Annotated in this window: 19 protein-coding genes; 5 read left to right on the top strand and 14 right to left on the bottom strand. The window is 68.5% G+C overall.

The window, feature by feature from the left end; all coding sequences use genetic code 11:
• Nucleotides 1-4: 4 nt before the first annotated feature.
• Genes A4W93_RS05955 through A4W93_RS05940 form a run of 4 tightly spaced genes read right to left on the bottom strand, consistent with a single transcriptional unit; the run spans nt 5 to nt 5,440 of the window.
• The gene (locus A4W93_RS05955; protein ID WP_085749742.1) at nt 5-2,389 is read right to left on the bottom strand and encodes a 3-hydroxyacyl-CoA dehydrogenase/enoyl-CoA hydratase family protein; all 2,385 of its coding nucleotides are present in this window, start codon (nt 2,387-2,389) and stop codon (nt 5-7) included.
• Nucleotides 2,390-2,429: 40 nt separating this feature from the next.
• On the bottom strand, nt 2,430-2,879 hold the full coding sequence (locus A4W93_RS05950) for a DUF2147 domain-containing protein (protein ID WP_085749741.1): 450 nt from the start codon (nt 2,877-2,879) through the stop codon (nt 2,430-2,432).
• 29 nt (nt 2,880-2,908) lie between these two features.
• A complete protein-coding gene (locus A4W93_RS05945) occupies nt 2,909-4,699 on the bottom strand; it encodes an acyl-CoA dehydrogenase C-terminal domain-containing protein (RefSeq protein ID WP_085749740.1) in 1,791 nt (596 codons plus the stop codon).
• A gap of 42 nt (nt 4,700-4,741) precedes the next feature.
• Nucleotides 4,742-5,440: a TetR/AcrR family transcriptional regulator gene (locus A4W93_RS05940; protein WP_085749739.1), complete on the bottom strand. Its 699-nt coding sequence runs from the start codon at nt 5,438-5,440 to the stop codon at nt 4,742-4,744.
• A 307-nt stretch (nt 5,441-5,747) separates the two neighbouring features.
• On the opposite strand from A4W93_RS05940, the gene A4W93_RS05935 reads away from it, so the two are divergent.
• The gene (locus A4W93_RS05935; RefSeq protein ID WP_085749738.1) at nt 5,748-6,311 is read left to right on the top strand and encodes an HNH endonuclease; all 564 of its coding nucleotides are present in this window, start codon (nt 5,748-5,750) and stop codon (nt 6,309-6,311) included.
• A 25-nt stretch (nt 6,312-6,336) separates the two neighbouring features.
• Here A4W93_RS05935 and A4W93_RS05930 read toward each other — a convergent pair whose 3' ends face one another.
• From A4W93_RS05930 to tal, 4 genes are all read right to left on the bottom strand, one after another.
• Nucleotides 6,337-6,762 (bottom strand): universal stress protein, encoded by a 426-nt coding sequence (locus tag A4W93_RS05930; RefSeq protein ID WP_157782119.1) that lies wholly within the window; start codon nt 6,760-6,762, stop codon nt 6,337-6,339.
• A 147-nt stretch (nt 6,763-6,909) separates the two neighbouring features.
• The gene (locus A4W93_RS05925; protein ID WP_085749736.1) at nt 6,910-8,097 is read right to left on the bottom strand and encodes an aminotransferase class I/II-fold pyridoxal phosphate-dependent enzyme; all 1,188 of its coding nucleotides are present in this window, start codon (nt 8,095-8,097) and stop codon (nt 6,910-6,912) included.
• A 7-nt stretch (nt 8,098-8,104) separates the two neighbouring features.
• Entirely contained in the window at nt 8,105-9,700 is a 1,596-nt protein-coding gene (pgi, locus tag A4W93_RS05920; RefSeq protein ID WP_085749735.1) for a glucose-6-phosphate isomerase, read from the bottom strand.
• Nucleotides 9,697-10,650, bottom strand: coding sequence for a transaldolase (tal, locus tag A4W93_RS05915; RefSeq protein WP_085749734.1), 954 nt, complete (start codon nt 10,648-10,650; stop codon nt 9,697-9,699). The genes pgi and tal overlap by 4 nt, the downstream gene beginning before the upstream one ends.
• Before the next feature lie 121 nt (nt 10,651-10,771).
• On the opposite strand from tal, the gene zwf reads away from it, so the two are divergent.
• Nucleotides 10,772-12,217: a glucose-6-phosphate dehydrogenase gene (gene zwf, locus A4W93_RS05910; protein WP_085749733.1), complete on the top strand. Its 1,446-nt coding sequence runs from the start codon at nt 10,772-10,774 to the stop codon at nt 12,215-12,217.
• A gap of 144 nt (nt 12,218-12,361) precedes the next feature.
• Here the strand turns inward: zwf and A4W93_RS05905 are convergent, their stop codons facing one another.
• The 6 genes from A4W93_RS05905 to A4W93_RS05880 all read right to left on the bottom strand — a co-directional run bounded on the left by A4W93_RS05905 (nt 12,362) and on the right by A4W93_RS05880 (nt 16,377).
• Nucleotides 12,362-12,670: an STAS domain-containing protein gene (locus A4W93_RS05905; RefSeq protein WP_085749732.1), complete on the bottom strand. Its 309-nt coding sequence runs from the start codon at nt 12,668-12,670 to the stop codon at nt 12,362-12,364.
• Nucleotides 12,671-12,678: 8 nt separating this feature from the next.
• The gene (locus A4W93_RS05900) at nt 12,679-13,296 is read right to left on the bottom strand and encodes an MlaC/ttg2D family ABC transporter substrate-binding protein (RefSeq protein WP_085749731.1); all 618 of its coding nucleotides are present in this window, start codon (nt 13,294-13,296) and stop codon (nt 12,679-12,681) included.
• A 129-nt stretch (nt 13,297-13,425) separates the two neighbouring features.
• Nucleotides 13,426-14,256, bottom strand: a complete 831-nt coding sequence (locus tag A4W93_RS05895) for an MlaA family lipoprotein (RefSeq protein ID WP_085749730.1) — start codon at nt 14,254-14,256, stop codon at nt 13,426-13,428.
• The gene (mlaD, locus tag A4W93_RS05890; protein WP_085749729.1) at nt 14,253-14,747 is read right to left on the bottom strand and encodes an outer membrane lipid asymmetry maintenance protein MlaD; all 495 of its coding nucleotides are present in this window, start codon (nt 14,745-14,747) and stop codon (nt 14,253-14,255) included. Before mlaD ends, A4W93_RS05895 begins: the two co-directional genes overlap by 4 nt.
• 11 nt (nt 14,748-14,758) lie before the next feature.
• The gene (mlaE, locus tag A4W93_RS05885) at nt 14,759-15,541 is read right to left on the bottom strand and encodes a lipid asymmetry maintenance ABC transporter permease subunit MlaE (RefSeq protein WP_085749728.1); all 783 of its coding nucleotides are present in this window, start codon (nt 15,539-15,541) and stop codon (nt 14,759-14,761) included.
• Nucleotides 15,538-16,377 carry an ABC transporter ATP-binding protein gene (locus A4W93_RS05880; RefSeq protein WP_085749727.1) on the bottom strand — a complete coding sequence of 280 codons (840 nt, stop codon included), beginning with the start codon at nt 16,375-16,377 and terminating at the stop codon, nt 15,538-15,540. The genes mlaE and A4W93_RS05880 overlap by 4 nt, the downstream gene beginning before the upstream one ends.
• Before the next feature lie 263 nt (nt 16,378-16,640).
• On the opposite strand from A4W93_RS05880, the gene A4W93_RS05875 reads away from it, so the two are divergent.
• The 3 genes from A4W93_RS05875 to A4W93_RS05865 are packed head-to-tail and all read left to right on the top strand — an operon-like array spanning nt 16,641 to nt 18,890.
• Nucleotides 16,641-17,180, top strand: coding sequence for a GspH/FimT family pseudopilin (locus A4W93_RS05875; RefSeq protein ID WP_169726508.1), 540 nt, complete (start codon nt 16,641-16,643; stop codon nt 17,178-17,180).
• Nucleotides 17,177-17,677 carry a type IV pilus modification protein PilV gene (gene pilV / locus A4W93_RS05870; protein ID WP_085749725.1) on the top strand — a complete coding sequence of 167 codons (501 nt, stop codon included), beginning with the start codon at nt 17,177-17,179 and terminating at the stop codon, nt 17,675-17,677. The genes A4W93_RS05875 and pilV overlap by 4 nt, the downstream gene beginning before the upstream one ends.
• Nucleotides 17,678-17,693: 16 nt before the next feature.
• Complete coding sequence (locus A4W93_RS05865; protein ID WP_085749724.1) at nt 17,694-18,890, top strand: PilW family protein; 1,197 nt, start codon at nt 17,694-17,696, stop codon at nt 18,888-18,890.
• Nucleotides 18,891-18,902: the final 12 nt, after the last annotated feature.

The raw sequence follows: 18,902 nt of genomic DNA, 5'->3' as shown, positions 1-18,902 counted from the left end.
CCGCTCAGTTGCGCACCGGCTTGCCGGTCGAGAGCATCCCCATGATGCGTTCCTGCGTCTTGGGGTTCTCGAGCAGCCCGCAGAAGTGCTTGCGCTCCAGCGCGAGCAGGTAGTCCTCGGTCACCAGCGAGCCGGCGTCGACGTCGCCGCCGCACACCACGTCGGCGATCAGCGCGCCGATGTGGAAGTCGTGCTGGCTGATGAAGCCGCCGTCACGCATGTTGACGAGCTGGGCCTTGATGGTGGCGATGCCGTTGCGGCCGGCCACCGGGAAGACCGACTTCGTCGGGGCGCGGTAGCCGCTCTCGAACAAGGCCTTGGCCTGTTGCGTGGCGACGTGCAGCAGTTCGTCCTTGTTCGGGACGATCACGTCGCTCCACAGCAGGTAGCCGTTCTTGCGGTTCTCGATCGCGCTGGTGCCCACCTTCGCCGTCGCGGCGGCGGTGAAGCCGTCGGTCAGGAACTTCAGGATGTCGGCGTTGGCGTTGCCGGCCGAGGCCATCTCCGCGGCGCGGCGGGCGATGTAGGTCAGGCCGCCACCGCCCGGGATCAGGCCCACGCCCACTTCCACGAGGCCCATGTAGCTTTCCATCGCGGCGACGCGGCGGGCCGAGTACACGGCCAGTTCGCAGCCACCGCCGAGGGCGATGCCGCGGATGGCCGAGACCACCGGCACCGCGGCGTAGCGGATGCGCAGCATGGCGTCCTGCAGCTTCTTCTCTTCCGGCGCGATGCCCTTGGCGCCGCTCTTCATGAAGACGGGCATCAGCGCCTCGAGGTTCGCACCGGCCGAGAACACGTCGTCCGGCGACCAGATCACGAGGCCCTTGTACTTGGCCTCGGCGATCTCGACGGCCTTCAGCAGGCCTTCGGTCACGGTGGGGCTGATCAGGTGCAGCTTCGCGGTGATGCTGGCGATCAGCACCTCGCCGTCGAGCGTCCAGACGCGCACTTCCTCGTTCTTGAACTCCTCGGTGCCCGACTTCAGCGGTTCGGCCGCGCCGCTGCCGAAGACGGCTTCCGGGAAGTACTGGCGCTGGTACACCGGCAGCTTGCTGACCGGCACGTACGCGTTCTTCGTGGGGCTGTACGAACCTTCGGCGGTGTGCACGCCATCGCGGCCGTCGAACACCCAGGCGGGCAGCGGGGCGCTGCTGAGGGCCTTGCCGGCGTCGATGTCGGCCTTGATCCACTCGGCCACCTGTTTCCAGCCGGCCTGCTGCCACAGCTCGAACGGGCCTTGCGAGGCGCCGAAGCCCCAGCGCGTGGCGAAGTCGATGTCGCGCGCGGTGTCGGCGATGTCGGCCAGGTGCACGGCGGCGTAGTGGAAGCTGTTGCGCAGGATGGCCCACACGAACTGCGCCTGCGGGTTGCTCGATTCGCGGAGCAGCTTCAGGCGTTCGGCCGGGGCCTTCTTCAGGATGCGGGCGACGATGTCGTCGGCCTTCTTGCCGCCGGCGACGTACTCACCGGTGGCCGGGTCGAGGCGCAGGATGTCCTTGCCGACCTTCTTGTAGAAGCCGGCACCGGTCTTCTGGCCGAGCGCGCCCTTGGCGATCAGCGCGGCCAGCGGCGCGGGGGTCGCGTAGCTCGGGAAGAACGGATCGTCCTTGAGGTTGTCCTGCAGCGTCTTGATGACGTGCGACATGGTGTCGAGGCCCACCACGTCGGCGGTGCGGAACGTGCCGGAGCTGGCGCGGCCCATCTTCTTGCCGGTCAGGTCGTCGACGACGTCATAGGACAGGCCGTAGTTCTCGGCTTCCTTGAACGTGGCCAGGATGCCGGCGATGCCGACGCGGTTGGCGACGAAGTTCGGCGTGTCCTTCGCACGCACGACGCTCTTGCCGAGCGCGGTGGTGACGAACGACTCGAGCTGGTCGAGGATCTCGGGGCGCGTGGTGGGCGTGGCGATCAGCTCGACCAGGGCCATGTAGCGCGGCGGGTTGAAGAAGTGGATGCCGCAGAAGTTCGGCTTGATCGACTCCGGCAGCACTTCCGACAGCTTCGTGATCGACAGGCCCGACGTGTTCGACGCGACGATGGCGTTCGGCGACAGGAACGGCGCGATCTTCGTGTAGAGGTCGAGCTTCCAGTCCATGCGCTCGGCGATGGCCTCGATGATGAGGTCGCAGTCGCGCAGCAGCTCGCTGTGCTCTTCGTAGTTGGCCTGCTGGATCAGCGCGGCGTCTTCCGGCACGCCGAGCGGCGCCGGCTTGAGCTTCTTCAGGCCCTCGACGGCCTTCGTGACGATGCCGTTCTTCGGGCCTTCCTTCGCGGGCAGGTCGAACAGCACGACCGGCACCTTGACGTTCACCAGATGGGCGGCGATCTGCGCCCCCATCACGCCGGCGCCGAGCACGGCCACCTTGCGGACATTGAATCGACTCATGTTTTCTCCTGGAGGGTGTTGTGGGGTCGCGGCGAGCCGGTCACTCGGCGCGGACCCAGGTTTGGGTGCGGCCGAACACGGGGGCGCCGACATAGCCGCGCACCTCGAGCTTCTTGCCGCCGTCGATCGGGGTCAGACGCACCTTGTAGGTCTTGCCGTTGGCGGGGTCAAGAATGGTCCCGCCTTCCCACCTTGCGCTGTCGGCCTCTTCGCTCTTCTTGACGCCGCGGATGAGCTGGAGACCCAGCAAGGGCTTGTCCTTGCGGTCATCCGTGCACTTGTCGCAGACGAGCTTCTCGGCGTCGGGCGAGTCGATCAGCTTCTCGAGCTTGCCGCTGATCACACCACCGGCTTCGGTGATGCGCACGTACGAGCGTTCCTTCTTCGTCGAATCGTCGATCGTCTTCCAGAGGCCGACCGGCGTGGCGTCGGACGCCACGGCAGCGAAGGACACGACGGCAGCGGCGAGGCCGCACAGCACACGTTTCATGGGGTCTCCTTTTCCCTTGGCTTTGGGGCTCAGAACCAGGACTCTTCCATTTCCACGAGCGTCGGCAGGCCGGCGCGCGCGGTGCGGATCAGCGATGCCGTCTCGGGCAGCAGCTTGGCGAAGTAGAAGCGCGCCGTGGCGAGCTTGGCCTTGTAGAACGGGTCGCCGCCGCCCTGCTTCTCGAGCGCCACCTTGGCCATGCGGGCCCAGAAGTAGCCGAACACGAGGTGGCCCACGACGCGCAGGTAGTCGACCGAGGCCGCACCCACTTCGTCCTGGTTGCCGAAGGCCTTCATGCCCACTTCGGTCGTCAGCTTGACGACCTTCTCGCCCAGGTCGGCCAGCGGGTTGATGAACTCCTGCATGGCTTCGTTGGTGCCCTCTTCCTCGACGAAGTCCTGCACCATCTTGCCGAACTTGCGCAGCTTGGCGCCGTTGTCGGCCAGGATCTTGCGGCCCAGCAGGTCGAGCGACTGCACGGTGTTCGTGCCTTCGTAGATCATGTTGATGCGCGCGTCACGGACGTACTGCTCCATGCCCCACTCGGCGATGTAGCCGTGGCCGCCGAACACCTGCATGCAGTGCGACGTGGAGATCCAGGCGTTGTCGGTGATGAACGCCTTGATGATGGGCGTGATCAGCGCGACCATGTCGCCGGCTTCCTTGCGCACGTCGGCGTCGTCGCTCGACAGTTCCTTGTCGAGCTGCAGCGTGGTCCACAGGCCCAGGGCGCGGCCGCCTTCGGCGTAGGCGCGGGCGGTCAGCAGCATCTTGCGCACGTCCGGGTGCACGATGATCGGGTCGGCCGGCTTGTCCGGCGCCTTCGGGCCCGACAGCGCGCGCATCTGCAGGCGGTCCTTGGCGTAGGCCACGGCGTTCTGGTACGCCACTTCGGTCAGGCCGAGGGACTGCATGCCCACGCCCAGGCGGGCGGCGTTCATCATCACGAACATGGCCTGCAGGCCCTTGTTCGGCTGGCCCACGAGCGTGCCCACGGCGCCGTCGAGCGTCAGCTGCGCGGTGGCGTTGCCGTGGATGCCCATCTTGTGCTCGAGGCCCGTGCAGAAGATCGGATTGCGCGAGCCGATGCTGCCGTCGGCGTTGACGTTGAACTTCGGCACCACGAAGAGCGAGATGCCCTTCGAGCCCACGGGGGCGTCCGGCAGGCGGGCCAGCACCAGGTGGATGATGTTCTCGGTCATGTCGTGTTCGCCGGCCGAGATGAAGATCTTCGCGCCGGTGATCTTGTACGTGCCGTCCGCCTGCGGTTCCGCCTTCGTGCGCAGCAGGCCGAGGTCGGTGCCGCAGTGCGGTTCGGTCAGGCACATCGTGCCGGTCCACTCGCCGCTCGTCAGCTTGGGCAGGTAGGTCTTCTTCTGCTCGTCGGTGCCGTGGGCGTGCAGGGCTTCGTACGCGCCGTGCGACAGGCCGGGGTACATCGTCCAGGCCTGGTTGCCCGAGTTCATCATCTCGTAGAGGCACTGGTTCACCAGGTGCGGCAGGCCCTGGCCGCCGTAGGCCGGGTCGCAGCTCAGCGCGGGCCAGCCACCTTCGACGTACGTCTTGTAGGCTTCCTTGAAGCCCTTCGGCGGGGAGACCTCGTGCGTGGTCTTGTCCAGCGTGCAGCCTTCCTGGTCGCCGCTCAGGTTGATCGGGAAGATCACCTGCGAGGCGAACTTGCCGCCTTCCTCGATCACCGCGTTGATGGTGTCGGCGTCGACGTCGGCGTACGGCGGCAGCGTCTTGAGTTCATCGGTCACGTTCAGCACTTCGTGCATCACGAACTGCATGTCGCGCAGGGGCGGGGTGTACTGGGCCATCATGAACTCCTTCGGGATTTCTGGAAAAGGGGAAAGTGAAGATCAGCCGCGTGCCTTGCGGGCAGGCTGGGTGGAAGCGGCCGACAACTCGAGGCCAGCGGGCGTGGCGTAGTAATTCACGACACGCTCGAACGAAACACGCACCCGGTCGAGGGCGCCGGGGATGCGCAGGAAGCGGGCGTCGTGGTGCAGGGCCAGGATCAGGCCATGCACCTCGAACAGCATCTGGGCGGTGTCGGTATCGGAGCGCAGGTGGCCCTCCGACACGGCGAGTGCGATGGCCTTGCCGAGCGCGGCCTGCCACGCGGCCACCATCTCGACGAGTGCGTCACGCACGGGACCCGGACGGTCGTCGAACTCGACGGCGCCGCTGATGTAGATGCAACCGGAGTCCAGTTCGACCGTCACGCGCTTGACCCAGCGGTCGAACAGCGCGCGCAGGCGCGGCAGGCCGCGCTGCACGCGCATCGCCGGGTGGAAGACTTCTTCCTCGAACTTGGTGTGGTACTCGCGGATGACCGAGATCTGCAGTTCCTCGCGCGAGCCGAAGTGGGCGAACACGCCCGACTTGCTCATGCGCGTGACATCGGCCAGCGCCCCGATGGACAATCCCTCGAGTCCCATGTGCGACGCGAGGCTCAGGGCGGCCTCGAGGATGGTGGCGCGCGTCTGCTGGCCCTTCTGGAGGGTCTTCGGCAGGTCGCGCGAAGCGCGGGATGGAGCGGTGGTCGGTTCGGTCACGGCAGGTTTCCGGGTCTGGAAAGAAACGAACGATCGTTCTATTTTGCAGAAAAATCAAGCCCATGTCTGCAGGGCGACAGACTTTTTTTGGGGGATGAGGGTGCGGAGGCGATCGAATCGGCATCGTTCCGCGGAAAGCTGCCGTCAGAGTCAGGGTTAACCCGCAAAATCGGTGCGAAGCACCCTGCCGGTCGCCCATGACCCCTTGATGAAGGCGGCCGCGGTGTGCACAACCGCCGACAACCTGCCTGCAATTTAGGCAAACCCGCCGGATTGGTTTACGCTCTGCCTACAAGGAGAGTCATCCGTGGAAGTCCTCCAGCTCGATGTGTCCGGCCGTCCCCAGTCGTGGATCTCGGCCAAGGAAGCAGCGGTCATCTATGCCAGCGACGGCGTGGCGTGGACGCTGGGAGACGCCTTTTATGTGCTGCGCGGCGGCATGCAGCGCTGCACGGGCCTCCAGTCGCGCATCGAGGTGCACCCCATCATCGCGGTGCGGGGGGCCATCCCCAGCCGGGCCTGGCGGCAGGCGCCGGCGCTGTCGAACCCGAAGCTCTTCTCGCGCGACCGGCTGGTGTGCGCCTACTGCGGCGGCCACTTCCACGCCGACGACCTCACCCGCGAACACATCGTGCCCACCTCCCGCGGCGGGCACGACACCTGGATGAACTGCATCACCGCGTGCCGCAACTGCAACGGCCGCAAGGGCAACCGGCTGCCGGAGGAAGCGCACATGTCGCTGCTCTACCTGCCGTACGTGCCCAGCCTGCACGAGGACATGATCCTGCGCGGGCGCCGCATCCTCGCCGACCAGATGGAATTCCTGCTGGCGAGCGTGCCGCGCAACAGCCGCCTGCGGGCGATGGCGTAGAAACCCGGGCCGCGGCGCCGCTGGTTCACTTGACCAGCAGCAGCGGCGTTTCGCTCAGGTGCAGCACCCGCTGCGCCACCGAGCCGAGGAACAGCCCGCCCAGTGCTGTGCGGCCGTGCGTGCCCATCGCGATCTGGTCGACCGCCCGTTCCCGGGCCACCCGCACGATCTCGGAGGCCGGCACGCCGTGGGCGGCCGCATGCGAGACCCGGGTGAGGCCGCACGTGGCCGCATGGCGAGCGGCCGCTTGCAGCATGTCGTCCTGGGCGGCCTGCTGCCGCGCCTCCACCGATTCGGCATCGAACGGGGGGAAGTCGCCGTAGTGGTGGGCTCGCTCGCGGACGTTCAACAGGATGACTTCCGTGTCGGCCAGGTTCTGCGACAAGCCCGCCACGGCATCGATCGCACGCAGCGCCCGGTCGGAACCATCGATGGTGATCAGCACTTTCATGTCCATTCTCCTCACCGCGGCGCGGTCGGATGGACACACTGGATCCCTCGCCCTCTCCGGCCCCGACCGTCGGTCGGTCACGGGGCCCTCGCCCGCCCCGCGAACGAGGCCACCCCGGTCGGTTGGACCCTCCGGCGGGTCCCGAGTTCAGCCCGCGGAGGACCGCAGACCGTCCACGAACCCCGCCAGCCGGGCCAGCCCTTCCGCCAGTTCCTCGCGCGACGCGGCGTACGACAGCCGCACGTGGGCATCGCCCCCGCACAAACCGAAGTCGTTGCCCGGCGTGAGCGCCACCAGGGCCTCGTCGAGCGCCCGTTCGCAGAAGCGCATCGCGTCGAGCCCCGTGCCGCGCACGTCGAAGTAGACGTAGAAGGCGCCGTCGGGCGGTACCGGCACGGGCAGGCCGATGCGGGCCAGGCCCTCCAGCACCAGCGTGCGCCGGGCCAGGAACTCGGCGCGGCGTTCCTCGCACACCGCGAGCGACTCGGGGGTGAAACAGGCGAGCGCCGCCTGCTGGGCCGGCGTGGACGCGCAGATGTAGTAGTTCTGGGCCAGCCGCTCCATCACCGGCACCATCTCGTCGGGCACGATGCACCAGCCGAGCCGCCAGCCGGTCATGCCGAAGTACTTCGAGAAACTGTTGACCACCACCGCACCCGGGTCGAACGACAGCACGCTGCGGGCCGGGCTGCCGTCGGGAGCGGCATCGGCCAGGTCGAGGTAGATCTCGTCGACGAGGCGCCATGCGCCGCGGCTGCGCGCCCACTCGCACAGGGCCGCCAGCTCGGTGGAGGTCACCGACGTGCCCGTGGGATTCGATGGCGTGGCGATCATCAGGCCGCGCGTGCGCTCGGTCCAGTGCGCCGTCACGCTGGCCAGGTCGAGCTGGAACCGCGTGGCGGCGCTCGTGGGCACGAGCGTCACGTCGGCGCCGAAGCTGCTGAGGAACTGCCGGTTGCAGGGGTACGACGGGTCGCCCACGATCACCTGGTCGCCGGGTTCGACCAGCGCCGCGGTGACGAGCAGCAGCGCGGCGGAGGCCCCGGCCGTCACCACCACGCGGGACGGGTCGATGTCGACGCCATGCGCCTGCCGGTAGAAGCCGGCGATGGCCTCGCGCAGCGCGGGCAGGCCCAGCGCCGCGGTGTACGGCAGGCCGCCCTCGCCCGCCACGCGCTGCAGCGCCTGCAGCACCGCGGGCGGCGCCCCGAAGTCGGGTTCGCCGAGGCTCAGCTTGACGACGTGCCGCCCCTGCGCCTCGAGGGCGGCGGCCCGTTTGCCGAACTCCATCGCGAAGAACGGCGCGATGGCCAGCGCCCGGCTCGAGAACCTCATGGTGGCATCAACCGCGCAGGCGCTTGAGCAGGCCGGCGGTGGAACCGTCCAGCCCCTTCGTCTCGCCGGAAGCGAGCCGCGGCAGCAGGTCGTTGCACAACGCCTTGCCGAGCTCGACGCCCCACTGGTCGAAGCTGTTGATGCCCCAGATGGCACCGCTCACGAACACGCGGTGCTCGTACAGCGCGATGAGTGCGCCGAGCGCATGCGGGTTCAGCTGGTCGATCAGGAACGTGGTGCTCGGGCGGTTGCCCGGGAAGCTGCGGTGGCGCGACAGCACGCCCCGGTCGAGGTCGGCCGAGGCGGTGGGCGCCTTTTCGGTGGCGGCCTCGTCGGCCGTCTTGCCGAGCATCAGCGCCTGGCTCTGCGCGAGGCCGTTGGCCAGCAGCTTGGTCTGCAGGTCGGAGAAGCCGTGCGTGGGGTGCTTGACCAGGATGAACTCGACCGGGATCACGTCGGTGCCCTGGTGCAGCATCTGGAAGTACGCGTGCTGGCCGTTGGTGCCGGGTTCGCCCCAGACGACCGGGCTGGTGCCGAACGGCAGCAGTTCGCCGTCGAGGTCGACGCGCTTGCCGTTGCTTTCCATCTCGAGCTGCTGCAGGTACGCGGGGAACCGGCGCAGGCCCTGGTGGTACGGCGCGACGCTGCGGCTCGTGAAGCCGTGGAAGTTGCGGTACCAGACGTCGAGCAGGCCCAGCACCAGCGGCAGGTTCTTCGGCGCCGGGGTTTCGGCGAAATGGCGGTCCATCGCGTGGGCGCCGGCCAGCAGCGCGCGGAAGTGGTCGCCGCCGATCGCCAGCGCGATGGGCAGCCCGATGGCCGACCACAGCGAGTAGCGCCCGCCCACCCAGTCCCAGAAACCGAACGTGGTGGTGATGCCGAAGGCCGCGGCCGCCTGCACGTTCGTGGTGGTGGCCACGAAGTGCTTGGCGATGTCGGTACCGCCGTTGGCTTCGAACCAGGCCTTCGCCACCTGGGCGTTGGCCATGGTCTCCTGCGTCGTGAACGTCTTGCTCGCGATGACGAACAGCGTCTCCGACGGCTTGAGACGGCGCAGCACCGGGGCGATGTCGTGGCCGTCGACGTTCGACACGAAGTGGAACGTGATGCCCGGATGCACGAAGGCGTCGAGCGCCGGGATCACCATCTGGGGCCCCAGATCGCTGCCACCGATGCCGATGTTGACCACGTGGCGGATGCCGCTGGCCGCGGTGTCGCGCACCTGCTCCACGTACGCGAGCATGGCGTCGAGCACCTGGTGCACGTCGTGGCTGAACGGCCCCTTGCCGCGGGGCGCGCGCAGCGCGGTGTGCAGCACGGCGCGGCCTTCGGTGGTGTTGATGGGGTCGCCGCGCAGCATCGCGTCACGGCGCGCCTCGACGCCGCACTCGTGCGCGAGGTCGTGCAGGAAGTGCAGCGTGGCGGTGTCGACGCGGTTCTTCGACAGGTCGGCATAGAGGCCCGGCGCGTCGAAGCCGAGCGCCTCGAAGCGGCCCGGGTCGCGGGCGAAGGCCTCGCGGATGTCGAAGTCGCGGCCATGGGCCTCGTAGTGCCCGGCCAGCGCGGCCCAGGCTTCGGTGCGGTCACCCCGGGTGAACGTCATTTCGTGAGTCCTTCGATCATGGTGTCGAGCTTGCCGGCGTCGACCGCGAACGCGCGGATGCCTTCGGCGAGCTTCTCGGTGGCCATCGCGTCGTCGTTCAGCGCGAGGCGGAAGCTCGCCTCGTTGTGGGTGCTGGCGTGGATGGGAGCGTTTTTCGCGGCCTTGGGGTCGAGCACGCGCGGCAGCGGGGCGTCGGTGGCCTGCAGCTTGGCGAGCAGGTCGGGGCTGATGGTGAGCAGGTCGCAGCCGGCCAGCGCCTGGATCTGGCCCAGGTTGCGGAAGCTCGCGCCCATGACCTCGGTGTCGATGTCGAACTTCTTGTAGTACGTGTAGATCTGTGCCACCGACTTCACACCCGGGTCGTTCGACAGCGCGTTGGCGGCCTCGTCCCACCCGGCGCCGGCCGACTTCTTGTACCAGTCGTAGATGCGCCCCACGAACGGAGAGATGAGCTTCACGCCGGCCTCGCCGCAGGCCACGGCCTGGCAGAACGAGAACAGCAGCGTCAGGTTGCAGTGGATGCCGTCGTGCTCGAGGATGCGCGCGGCCTGGATGCCTTCCCACGTGGAGGCGATCTTGATGAGCACGCGGTCACGGCCGATGCCGCGGGCCTCGTACAGCGCCATGATGCGGCGGGCGCGGGCCACGGTGGCGGCCGTGTCGAAGCTCAGGCGGGCGTCCACCTCGGTGGAGACGCGGCCCGGCACGACCTTCAGGATCTCCATGCCGAAGCGCACCAGCACCTCGTCGACCACCTCGTCGAGGCGGGCACCGCGGTGGGCGGCCACGGTCTCGGACAGCAGCGGCGCGTAGTCGGGCTGCTGCACCGCCTTCAGGATCAGCGAGGGGTTCGTGGTGGCGTCGCGCGGGGCGAAGGCCGCGAGTTCCTTGAAGTTGCCGGTGTCCGCCACGACGGTGGTGAACTGCTTGAGTTGGTCGAGTTGGTTCATGTTCGGAAGCTCCACGAGGAGCTGCTATTAGACCGCAGAGCGAGACCGCAGAGCGGGCCGCGTTGACGCTCCCAGCATACTTCGGCACCATGACCCGCACCCCCAACACCCGACTGCATTGATGTCTTTCGACCTCGTCTTCTTCGGCGGCACCGGCGACCTCACCTGGCGCAAGCTGATGCCCGCCCTGTTCCAGGCCTTCCGCCACGGCAAGCTGCCCGCCGCGGGCCGCATCCTGTCGGTGGCCCGCGACGAGTTGTCCGACGAGCAGTACCGCGCGTGGCTCAAGGAGCGCTTCCAGGAGGTGGACGATGCGAAGCGGCCGAACGACGAGGAGTTCGCCCGTTTCGCCGAGCTGCTGCACTACCGCCGCATGGACCTGTCCCAGCCGGCCGACTACGCCCGGCTGAAATCGTGGCTGCAGGGGCGCGGCGCCGATTCGGCCGTGCTGTACCTCGCCACCAGCCCCCACCTGTTCCCGATGATCTGCGAGCAGCTGGGCGCCGCGGGCCTGAACGGCCCGCAGGTGCGAGTGGTGCTCGAGAAGCCGCTGGGCCACGACCTGGCGAGCGCGCAGGAGATCAACCGCGTGGTGCGGTCGGTGTTCAGCGAGACGCAGGCCTTCCGCATCGACCACTACCTCGGCAAGCCGTCGGTGCAGAACCTGATGGCACTGCGCTTCGGCAACGCGCTCTTCGAGCCGCTGTGGCGGCGCGAGAGCATCGCCAACATCCAGATCACCCTCGCCGAATCGCTGGGCGTGGGCACCCGCGGCGAGTTCTACAACCAGACGGGCGCGCTGCGCGACATGGTGCAGAACCACGCGCTGCAGCTGCTCACCATGGTGGCCATGGAGCCGCCGTCCAGCAACGACGCCGACGCCATCCGCGACGAGAAGCTCAAGGTGCTGCGCTCGCTCAAGCCGTTCACGGAAGACAGCGTGGGCCGCGACGTGGTGCGCGGCCAGTACCGCCCGGGCAACGCGGCCGGCCACCCGGCGGTGGGCTTCCTGCAGGAGCAGAACGTGCCCGCCGACAGCCGCTGCGAGACCTTCGTGGCGCTGCGCACCGAGGTGCAGAACTGGCGCTGGGCCGGGGTGCCGTTCTACCTGCGCACCGGCAAGCGTCTCGCCTCGCGCGAGGCCCAGATCGTCGTGAACTTCCGGCCCACGCCGCACAACATCTTCCCGGGCTTCAACGCGCCGAACAAGCTCGTGATCAAGCTGCAGCCGGAGGACGGCCTCGAGCTGCACCTGCTGGCGGCCAAGGGCGCGAACCAGCAGGAGGCGCTGTCACCGGTGTCGCTCGACCTGGACTTCGACAAGGCCTTCGCCGAGAACCGCGTGGGCGCCTACGAACGCCTGCTGCTCGACGCCCTCGCCGGCCGGCTCAACCTCTTCGTGCGCAGCGACGAGCAGGAGCAGGCCTGGCGGTTCGTCGAGCCCATCCTGCAGGCCTGGTCGAAGGACCAGGCGGGGCCGCGGCCCTACGCCGCCGGCACGTGGGGGCCCGCCGCGGCCAGTGCGCTGGTGGCGCGCGACAACTTCGCGTGGGACGAGGAGCAGTGAGCGCGGCAGAAAAAAGAGAAGCCTGTCACCCCGGCGGATGCCGGGGCCCTGGGCGGCTGCAGACGAACCGCCAGACGAGGCCCACGCCAGCGCCTTCAAAGCGCAGCGAGGGTCCCGGCCTTCGCCGGGATGACGGTTGTTTCTTCAGGCCGTCGTAGCCGTGGCCGGCACGGCCTCGGGCATCAGCAGCACGTCGACCCCATAAAGCCGCGCCAGGTCGGCCAGCTTCGCCGGCGCATGCCGCACCGCGAAGCCCTTGCCCCAGGCCTTGGCCAGGCGCTGGCATTCGAGCAGCACGGCCAGCGCCGACGAGTCGAAGCGCTGGAGGCCCGACGCGTCGACCGTGACCTCGGCCTCGCCAGGCGCCTTGGCCTCCTGCTGCAGCGCCTGAGCGAGCATGCGCTGCGTGTCGCGGGCCTCCCGGCTCGTGATGATGGCAGGCAGGATCAGCATGGGGCCGCTCAGGTGCGCGTCGCCGCGGCCTTGTTCAGGTCCTGCAGCAGCTTGATGACACCGTCGATGCCGCTCTGGCTCACCACGGGCTTGAACTGGCCCTGGTAGGTGGTGACGAGCCACAGGCCCGACACGTTCACGTCCCAGATCTTCCAGCCGTCACCGGCCTTCTCGAGGCGGTAGTCGAGCTGGATCGGCTGGCCCTTGCCACGAATCTCGCTGCGCACCAGCACGTTGGAATCGTCGGACACGTCCTTGACGGGGCGCACCTCGACGGTCTGGTCCTTGACCTGCGACAGCGCGCCGGCGTACGTGCGCAGCAGCAGCGTGCGGAACTCCTCCTGCACCTTCTGCTTCTGCTCGGGCGTGGCCTTGTTCCACTGCGGGCCGATGGTCTTGGCCGTCATGCGGGTGAAGTTCACGTGCGGCAGCACCTTGGCTTCCACGAGCGCGGAGATCTTCTTCAGGTCGCCGGCCTGGATGGACTTGTCGGCCTTGGCGGCGTCGAGCACCTCGCTCGAGACCTGGCGCACCAGTTCATCGGGGGCCTGCTGGGCCTGGGCGACGGCGCTCGCGGCCACGAAGCCCACGGCGGCAACCCACGACATCAGTTGTTTCATTCGCATTCGGTAATCCTTTCATGTCGCCGGATGGTCGACCCGGCATTGGACGGGATCGCGGGCGGAGAGTTCGCTCCGCGGGCCCGTTGGTTCACACAACGCAGCACACCGGCGATCGGTTGTCTCGGATCCGGGTCATTGGGCGGGCGCGCTGGCGGCAGAAGCCGGGGCGGCCGGCGCAGAGGCGGCCTCGGCGGGCGGCTCGGGATCCGCCTCGAAATCGTCTTCCTCGTCGTCGGGCTCGTTGCCATCGTAGACCAGACTGCGGCGGCGCTGCAGGTAGGCATCGCGCACGAAGACGTACTTGTCGAGCGCCATGTCGTCGAGCATGCGGCTCGTGGGGAGCAGGTTCGCACGTTCGTTGAGCAGGCCCAGGCTGCCGAGGGCGATCTGGGTGCTGGTGTCGGCGAAAGCGAGCGTGGGGCCCCAGTAGCGGTCGAGTGGCAGCGCGACCGAGTCGCGCAGCGTGGACGGCCCGAACAGTGGCCAAACCACGTACGGGCCGGGCTTCACGCCCCAGCGGCCCAGGGTCTGGCCGAAGTCCTCGCGCTGGCTGTCGATGCCCGCCACCGTGGCCACGTCGATGAGGCCGGCCACGCCGAACAGCGAGTTCGTGGTGACGCGGGCCACGTCCTGCCCCGTGTCGGCGAGCTTGAGCTGCAGCAGGTTGTTGACGGCCGACCAGGCATCCGCGAAGTTGCCGAAGAAGTTGGTCACGCCGGTGCGCATGAACTGCGGCACCACGTTCGCGTAGAACGTGGCCACGGGACGGATCACCGCCGAGTCAACCGCGTCGTTGAACGCGAACACCTTGCGGTTCCAGTTCTCCCACGGATCGGTCTTCGGCGCGGGCTTCGGCGCCGCGGCGGCGTCGGCCCCGGGCGCGGCCGGAGGCGGTGCCGTGGCGCAGCCCGTCCCCAGGGCCAGGACCCCGGCGGCGAGCGACGCGGCAAGGAGACGTCTCACTTCTTCGCCCCTGCCCCGGCGGCCGCGGGCGCTGCAGGCTCGGCGGCCTTGCTGTAGAGGAACTGGCTGATCAGGTTCTCGAGCACGACCGCGTCCTGCGTCTGCTTGATGGTGTCGTTGGCGACGAGCACCTTCTCGTCCGCGCCAGGCTCGAGGCCGATGTACTGTTCGCCGAGCAGGCCCGACGTGAGGATCTTCGCGATGCTGTCCTTCGGGAACTCGAACTTCTTCTCGAGCTGCAGCTGCACGCGCGCCTGGAAGGTCTTGCTGTCGAAGGTGATGGACTCGACCCGGCCGATCACGACCCCGGCGCTCTTGACCGCCGCCCGGGGCTTGAGGCCGCCGATGTTGTCGAACCGGGCCGTCACGGCGTAGGTTTCGCCGAAGTTCAGGCTCAGCAGGTTGCCGGCCCGCAGGGCCAGGAACAGGATGGCGGCCGCGCCGATCAGCACGAACAGCCCCACCCACACGTCATGACGAGACTTCTGCACGTCGTCGCTCCTCAAATCGAAAACATCATGGCGGTCAACACGAAGTCGAGCGCCAGCACGGAAAGCGAGGCCATCACCACGGTGCGGGTGGTGGCCTGGGCCACGCCATCGGGCGTGGGCTTGCAGCTGAACCCCTGGAGCAGCGCGATGAAGGTCACGGTGAAGCCGAACACCACGCTCTTCACGATGCCGTTGCCCACGTCCGCCCAGACGTCGACGCCACCCTGCATCTGGGACCAGAACGACCCCGGGTCGATCCCGATCAGCACGACCGCGACCAGCCAACCGCCAAGGATACCCACTGCGCTGAACACCGCCGCCAGCAATGGCATCGCGACGACACCCCCCCAAAAGCGAGGTGCGAGCACCCGCTTCACGGGATCCACCGCCATCATCTCCATGGCGACGAGCTGCTCGCCCGCCTTCATGAGGCCGATCTCGGCGGTGAGCGAGGTGCCTGCGCGGCCGGCGAACAGCAGCGCCGTGACCACCGGCCCCAGTTCGCGCACGAGGGACAGCGCCACGAGCAGGCCCACCGCCTCGGCGGAGCCGTAGCGCTGCAGCGTGTAGTAGCCCTGCAGCGCGAGCACGAAGCCCACGAACAGGCCCGACACCGAGATGATCGACAGCGACCGGTTGCCGATGAAGAACACCTGGTCGAGCACGAGGCGGAAGCGGCCGAAGGTGGCGCCCGCGAGGCGCACCAGCTGCCAGAAGAGGAACGTGGCCTGGCCGATGTCGGCGAGCTTGCCGCGAACGGCGAGCCCCACGGCGGATGGGCTGAGCCAGTTCATCGGGCACCTCCGCCGACGCCGAAGTCCTGCTCGAGCGGCGCGGCCGGGTAATGGAACCGCACCGGCCCGTCGGGCTGGCCGCCCACGAACTGCTGCACGAGCGGGTCGGTGCTCGCGCGCATCTCCTCGGGCGAGCCCTGGGCGACGATGCGGCCGTTGGCGACGAAGACCACGTGGTCGGCGATCAGGAAGGTCTCGTCCACGTCGTGGGACACGACGATGCTCGTGATGCCGAGGGCACGGTTCAAGTCGCGGATGAGCGTGGCGGCCACGCTCATCGAGATGGGGTCGAGGCCGGCGAAGGGCTCGTCGTACATGATCAGCTCGGGGTCGAGCGCGATGGCCCGGGCGAGCGCCACGCGGCGCGCCATGCCGCCGGAAACCTGCGACGGCAGCAGGTCGCGGGCACCGCGCAGGCCCACGGCGTTGAGCTTCATCAGCACGAGGTCGTGGACCATCGCCTCGCTGAGGTTCGTGTGCTCGCGCAGCGGGAAGGCCACGTTGTCGAACACCGAGAGGTCGGTGAACAGCGCGCCGAACTGGAACAGCATGCCCATGCGCCGCCGGGCGGCGTAGAGGCCGTCGGTGTCGAGGGTGGCGAGGTCGACGCCATCGAACATCACCTGCCCGCTCATGGGGGCGAGCAGGCGCCCGACCAGCCGGAGCACGGTGGTCTTGCCGCCGCCCGAGGTGCCCATCAAGGCCAGCACCTTGCCCCGGGGCACGGTGAGGTTGACGTTCTCGAGGACCACCCTGTCGCCGTAACCACAGGTCACGTTGCGCAGCTCGATCAGCGGGTTGGGGGCATCAGGGGAATCGACGGGGGGTGAACTCATTCGCCTTCGGGAGGTGTGCGGGCGGAGATTTTGTCCGCAAGCGGCTGATGATAGGGCATTGCCGGACCCCGCGTCCGTGCAGACTTCGCCCGGCGGCAAAGATGTGTTTCACCCTTGTAACCACCCGCCCGCCCCCCCGGACGACCGCTCGTCGGGTCCGACAGACGGCCGATCGGGCCCGACGTCCGGTCGCCGCCTCCCCGGGGCCGGCTCCGATAATCGCTGCCATGAAAGGTACCGTCACCATGCACAGGCTCCGCTCGATGCGTCGCTCCCGGCAGGCTGGTTTCACGCTGGTCGAATTGATGGTCATCGTGGCCATCATCGCCATCCTGATGGCCATGGCCGCCCCCCTGTTCGAGCGCACCGTGGCCTCCAGCCGCCTGACGTCGAAGACCAACGACGTGGTGCTGGCCCTGAAGATGGCCCGCAGCGAGGCGTCCCGCACCGGGGTCCCGATGGCCGTCCGGTCGGTCGCGGGCACGTCGGTCTTCAGCGGCGGCTGGCAGGTGTACCCCAACGCCGCCGGCGACGGGGCCGAAAAGGAGGACGACGTGGACTACCTGCACGTCGCCGAGGCCGCCCCCGGCCTGGTCAGCGTGAACCGCGTCACGTTCGACGGCTCCACGTACGCCGACTGGTCGGGCCCCAACGGCGAGTCACTCGTGTTCAACGCCCGCGGCCGCACCACCCTTTCCTATTTCCGCATCTGCAGCGGCCTCGCCGGCGCCCCCGGCCGGGTCGTCGTCGTCACCGCCGTCGGCAAGGTGTCGGTCGTCTCCAACGGAGTGAGCTGCTCATGAGTTCCCGTGTTTCCCCCGTCCGTTCCCGAGTGCCGCGGCCCCGCGCCGCAGGCCGGCGCCGCCAGGCCGGCATCACGCTGATCGAACTGCTCGTCTCCCTGCTCATCTTCTCGTTCGGCATGCTGGGCCTCGCCGGCCTGCACATCCGCACGCTGGCCTATTCCCAGAGCTCGCTGTTCCGCTCCCAGGCCACCGCGCTGGCCGACGACGTGCTGGACCGCATGCGCGCCGACCGCACCAACGCCCGCGACGTCCTGACAGGACCGGGCACCTGGGTCACGGACATCGACCAGGGTTTCGAGGACATCGGATCGAACAACACCGACCTCGCCGACTGGAAGCAATCGGTCGGCGCCCTCCTGCCCGGCGGCAAGGCCTCGATCGCGGTGGCCGGCGACGGACTCGTGACGGTCACCATCGCCTGGCGCGACACGAAGGACACGGGTGGCGACACGCCGGACCCGCTCCAGAGCTTCGTCACGGTGTCGCGCCTCTAGGAACGGAACTCCCGACATGTCTTTCTCCTCCCTTCCCCTTCGTCCGTTCCACCCGCACCCGTCCCGCCGCACCGCGCGGGGCTTCACGCTGGTCGAGCTGATGATCTCCATCGCGCTCAGCCTGGGCCTGATCGCCGTGATGCTGACGGTCTACCAGAGCACCCGCGCCGCCGCGAAGCGCCAGGAGCAGCTCTCGGAGCTCCAGCAGGGCGTGCGCACCGCCTTCGAATACCTGGCCACCGATGCCCGCATGATCGGCCACCGGGGTTGTTTCACCCGCCGCGCCTCCGGACTCAGCTTCCCCGGCCTGACGGCCGGCACCCTCGACACCAACTACCAGCTGGGGGTCGAGGGCTTCGACTTCGCCCTGACGGGCAATGCGTTGCCCATGACCTCCGCCAATCCCACGGACGACACCGACGCCAGCAACTGGACCGCCAACGGCGCCGCGGCACCCGCCATCGCCAACCTTCCGCTGGACACCGTCTCCGGGTCCGGGCTGGGCCTCACCCCCGGATCCGACGTGCTGGTGATCCGTTCCGTGGTGGGCCAGCCGGTGCGGCTCACGCTCGACCCCGCCACCTCCGGCAGCAGCACCACCCTCACCCTTCAGAACACGGGGGCCCGCTGCAGCAACGGCGTCGATGGTCTCTCGGGCTTCTGCGCCGGCAGCCACGGCCTGATCGCCAACTGCACCGCCGCCCAGTTCTTCACGGTCCCCGCGGCCCCGGCCGGCAACACGATGGTCACCGGCAACGCCCTCGTCGCCACCTACACCACCGCAGCCGAGGTGTTCCCGGTGCACACCGTCGCCTACTACGTCAAGCGGGGCACCTCGGGCACGGGCCCCTCGCTGTACCGCCGTGTGTTCGACGGCACCACCGCGGGGGGGCTCGAAGAGGAGCTCATCGACGGGGTGGAAACGATGCAGGTCCAGTACGGCATCGACAGCAACGCCGACAACATCCGTGACGGCAACTACGTGACCGCCAGCGCCGTGACCAACTGGGACACCGTGATGACCGTGCGCGTGTCGCTGCTGATGCGCACCACCGACCAGCTGGAAGGTGGCAACGCGCTCGCCAACAGCGCGACGGTGGGCGGCGTGGCCGTCACCTATCCCGTCGATGCGGACGACAAGCGCACCGACCGTTTCGACCGCCAGGTCTTCACGACGACCATCGCGCTGCGCAACCGCATCGCGTACTTCTGACGCAAGAGGCCT

It is taken from the genome of Piscinibacter gummiphilus (assembly GCF_002116905.1).
Lineage (GTDB): Bacteria > Pseudomonadota > Gammaproteobacteria > Burkholderiales > Burkholderiaceae_C > Rhizobacter > Rhizobacter gummiphilus.
Note: the sequence above shows the minus strand (reverse complement) of the source record. Positions and strands in the feature narration are given on the sequence as shown.